This is a genomic window from Phenylobacterium sp. (assembly GCF_037968635.1).
GTDB lineage: Bacteria > Pseudomonadota > Alphaproteobacteria > Caulobacterales > Caulobacteraceae > Phenylobacterium.
In genome coordinates this window covers 1-3804 of sequence record NZ_JBBKVV010000102.1, presented here as the reverse complement: position 1 = coordinate 3804, position 3804 = coordinate 1, and the positions used below count along the sequence as shown (strand labels likewise).

At 65.4% G+C, this 3804-nt stretch carries 3 protein-coding genes; 2 read left to right on the top strand and 1 reads right to left on the bottom strand.

The window, feature by feature from the left end; genetic code table 11:
- Positions 1 to 179: 179 nt before the first annotated feature.
- Complete coding sequence (locus AAC997_RS12165; protein WP_340645962.1) at positions 180 to 1301, top strand: hypothetical protein; 1122 nt, start codon at positions 180 to 182, stop codon at positions 1299 to 1301.
- 102 nt (positions 1302 to 1403) lie between these two features.
- On the top strand, positions 1404 to 1667 hold the full coding sequence (locus AAC997_RS12160; protein WP_340645961.1) for a hypothetical protein: 264 nt from the start codon (positions 1404 to 1406) through the stop codon (positions 1665 to 1667).
- A gap of 175 nt (positions 1668 to 1842) precedes the next feature.
- On the opposite strand, the gene AAC997_RS12155 is transcribed toward AAC997_RS12160, so the two are convergent.
- Positions 1843 to 3804, bottom strand: a 1962-nt coding sequence (locus AAC997_RS12155) for a S9 family peptidase (protein ID WP_340645960.1), incomplete at its 5' end; no start/stop codon positions are given.

The following is a 3804-nucleotide window of genomic DNA, read 5'->3' as shown; positions in this document are numbered from 1 at the left end:
TGTCAGGAAGCTGCACCGCTCCCAACGGCGGCTCGCCACCCTTTGGCGACATTGGTCGGGTCCGGTCTCGGGCGGGGAACGTCTGCTTGCGGTGAACGCGCGTGGGCCCGCTCCCGACCCTTAGCCGACCTTGGGCGTTCTCGTTTCAGGGACGCACCTTCAAGGAATCCTACCCGTCATTGCCGACCGCCGATCCTGCTGCGAAGCTGCGAAGTCGGAGAAATGCGGTGCTCAAAGGCTCAGCTTACGTCCTCATCCTTGCGGCCATCGGTCTGTCGCTTCTGGCTGCAGCGATAGGGGGTGATTGGGAGCGATTTCCGCCTGCGCACTACGCGCCGAGCGTCGAGCCGCGCCGCCCCGGACAGGAACACTTGATCAGCAGCGGGGTTTTCGCTGTCGGTCGGCTGTGGCTTCTCTCGGATTCGGGAGAACTTTGGGCCCTGGATCAGGACGCTCAAGAACCCGTCAAGATTGCCGCACCGGGCTCGGTCATGGGCCTTTGTGTCCAGCAGGGCGCACCTATCATCGCATCGCAGGATAGTGCGGCTTCCGGTTGGAAGCTGATGCGATGGAACAAGAGCGGCTGGATCGAGATCGTTAGCGAGCCCACCATTGGCGATGGCTTGGTCGCGATCACCTGCGAACCTGACCGGCTGACCCTGATCACGAGCCGGCGGATGATCGAGTTTGAGGGTCTAACTCGCCATGCGGTGACATTGTCAAACCGCATTCCAAGCAAGCTGCCAGCTGTCGTCCTCACGACTCCGGCTCGCCTCTTCGTGGGTCTCAACGTGGGCGAATGGGGAGGCGGACTACAGACCATAGACCGGCGGACGGGGGAGGTCCGACGATTGGAGAATCGCGCGGCCAGCGACCCCTGCGGCGGCCCTCTGAATAGCGATTGTGATCCGGTGAATGGTATCGCGGTCTCCCCTTGGAAGCCGGGCTGTGTGCTGGCGGCGGTCGGGCTCGTCCACGCTACAGCCCGTGGCCGTCTCGTGGAGGTGTGCGATGCAGATATTGAGACCGCCTACAGCGAACCTTGTTCAGGCGCCGACAGCCCTAACTGCTCCATGCCATTCTTCGGGTTGATGGCCGAGGACGATAGAGTGCTGGCGGTGTCGCCAAAGGGTGTCGTAAGTCTGGGCCGGGATGGGCGAGCCGAGCACCTTCCTGCACCGTTGTTCAAGTGGCGCGGTCCGTTCGAAGTCGCTTTCGAACCAGACTACGTGCTTGTGAAGACCAGCATCAATCAGCAGCGTTCGTTGAGTGGGATGACTCCGCTTCTTATCCGTCGCTGAGGTCCGAAATCCACCCATTCGGGACGTTCTGAGCGTCCGCTTAGGCTGACCGTCAGGAGGTGCTCTATGCCTGTGAGAATTCCGAGGACGGAGGCCGCCGGTATGTTGAAGATCCTATCTCCTCTTTTCTTTGCTGCTTTGCTGATTGGATGCGCTTCGCAGCTTCCTCTCAGGACGAATGTCGGCGTCGCAACCATGTCGAGCGACGGCGTCATCACTCTTGAACTGATCGGCGACATCCCTGGTGGTGGTGTCGCGCATGGTCTGAAAAAATACCAACCGCTAGATGCCGAATACCAATCGGTACTCGCCCATCTGGGAGGTCTTTCACCTGGGGAAAGGAAGCCAATTCCCCCTTGGCCCTGAGGTCCGCTCTCCACCCTTCTCAGAAGTTCGGAACGTCTGCTAGCTGGCCAGGGAGAGACGTCCGCGAATGCTGGCCCGGTACCGGCCGGTGCCGCGCAGTTCGCCGGAGTCGCGCTTCTTGTCCTCCTCCCCTTGCGGGTGCGATCGCGCTCCGCTCTCAGTATCTGCTCCTCCCCTACGCAGCCGCCACCGGCACCAGCTTGCGGCCGAAGAAGTCCAGCGTCGTCCGCATGCGGTGCAGCAGGTGGGTCTGGGTCCAGCCGGCGCGGTGGCGCAGGCCGGGGTACATCATGGTCTCGAAGGTGGTTCCCTGAGCCTGCAGCGCCGCCATCAGCCGGGTGGAGTTGTCGAAGGTGACGTTGTCGTCGGCCATGCCGTGCATCAGCAGGAGGGCGCCGGGCATCAGCCGCCCGATCCGGTTCAGCACATCGGAGTCGGCGTAGCTGGCCGGATCGGTGGCCGGCGTGCCCATGTAGCGCTCGGTGTAGTGGCTGTCGTAGAGCGTCCACTCGGTCGGCGGGGCGCCGGCCACCGTCGCCGCATAGGGGCTGTTCTCCGCCGTCATCAGCAGCAGGCTCATATAGCCGCCATAGGACCAGCCGGTGACCCCGATGCGGGCTGCGTCCACATAGGGCAGCGATTTCAGATAGGTGACGCCCGCCAGCTGGTCGTCCACCTCCAGCCTGCCCAGCCGCCGGTCGATGGCGGTCTTGAAGGCCACGGAGCGGTGGGGGGCGCCGCGGTTATCGAGGGAGAACAGGATGTAGCCCGCCTCCAGGAACAGCTGATCGGCGGGGTTGTGCCAGATCTTGCGCACCGTCGAACTGCCCGGCCCGCCATAGACCTGGACGATCACCGGATAGCGCTTGGCCGGGTCGAAACCCGGCGGCGTGCGCAGGGACCATTGCAGATCCTGGCCGTCGGTGGCCTTCACCGTGCCGTAGGTCGGGGTCCGCAAGCGTTCGGCATAGGGGGCGTAGGGATGGTCGTGGTTGAGGCTGTTCTCCTCGATCCAGCGCACCCGGCTCCCATCGGCGCGGTAGAGGCCGGTCTGCGGGGGGGTGGCCGGGTCCTCGTAGGCGCCGACGAAGGCGCCGCCGGCCTTGGCCATCTTCACCGTCCACCAGCCGCCGGCGGGCGTCAGGGCCTTGGGTTCGCCGCCGCCCTCGAGGGTCGTCTCATACAGCCGCCGCTCGATGGGGGTGTCCCTGAAGGCGGTGAAGCTCACCACGCCGCGCGTCTCATCGACGCCCGCGACCTCGTCCACCGGCCAGTCGCCCTGGGTGAGGACGGCGACCTGCTTGCCGTCCGCGCCGTGCCGGTAGAGGTGGCGCCAGCCGCTTTTCTCCGACGACCAGAGGAATCCGCCGTCCTTCAGCGGTTTGAAGTCGTCGGTGAGTTCCACCCAGTGGGGGCTGGTCTCGGTCAGCAGGACGCGGGTCTCGCCGGTGGCCGGATCGGCGGCCAGCAGGTCCAGGCGGCGCTGGTCACGGCTCTGGCGCTGGACATAGAGGGTCTTGCCGTCCTTGGCCCAGTTCACGCGGGCCAGGTAGATGTCGGTCTCGGCGCCCAGGTCGATCTTCACCCGCGTGCCCGTCGCGACGTCGGCGACATAGAGGTCCACCACCGAGTTGGGGCGGCCGACCCGGGGATAGCGCTGATTGACGATGGTCGCGCCCGTCGCTCCGATATCCAGCCGCTCGACCACGTCGACGCCGGTCTGGTCGACATGGGTGAGCGCGATGCGGGTCTCGTCGGGGCTCCACCAGTAGCCGGTCTGGCGGGCCATCTCCTCCTGGGCGATGTAGTCGGCCGTACCCCAGGATTTCAGCTCGGTCCCGTCGGTGGTGAGCGCTCGCTCCGCCCCGCCCTGGGAGGGCATGACGAACAGATTGTCGTCGCGCACGAAGGACACGAAGCCGCCCAGGGGCGAGACCTTGGCGTCGATCTCGTCGGCGGCGGAGTTGGTCAGGCGGCTGATCTTCCCATCCGCCACCGTATAGAGCCAGAGGTCGCCCTCCACCGGGACCAGGATGAAGCGGCCCTCCTCATCCCAGTCATAGGCGACCACGCCGCGGGTCTGGACGCCCTGCCGCTCGCGGCGGATCTTCTCGGCTTCGGAGAGTTCGCGGTCCTC

Excerpts from the sequence above, each read along its gene's own strand:
- AAC997_RS12160 (WP_340645961.1), top strand. The coding sequence starts at position 1,404 with ATGTTGAAGATCCTATCTCCTCTTTTCTTTGCTGCTTTGCTGATTGGA.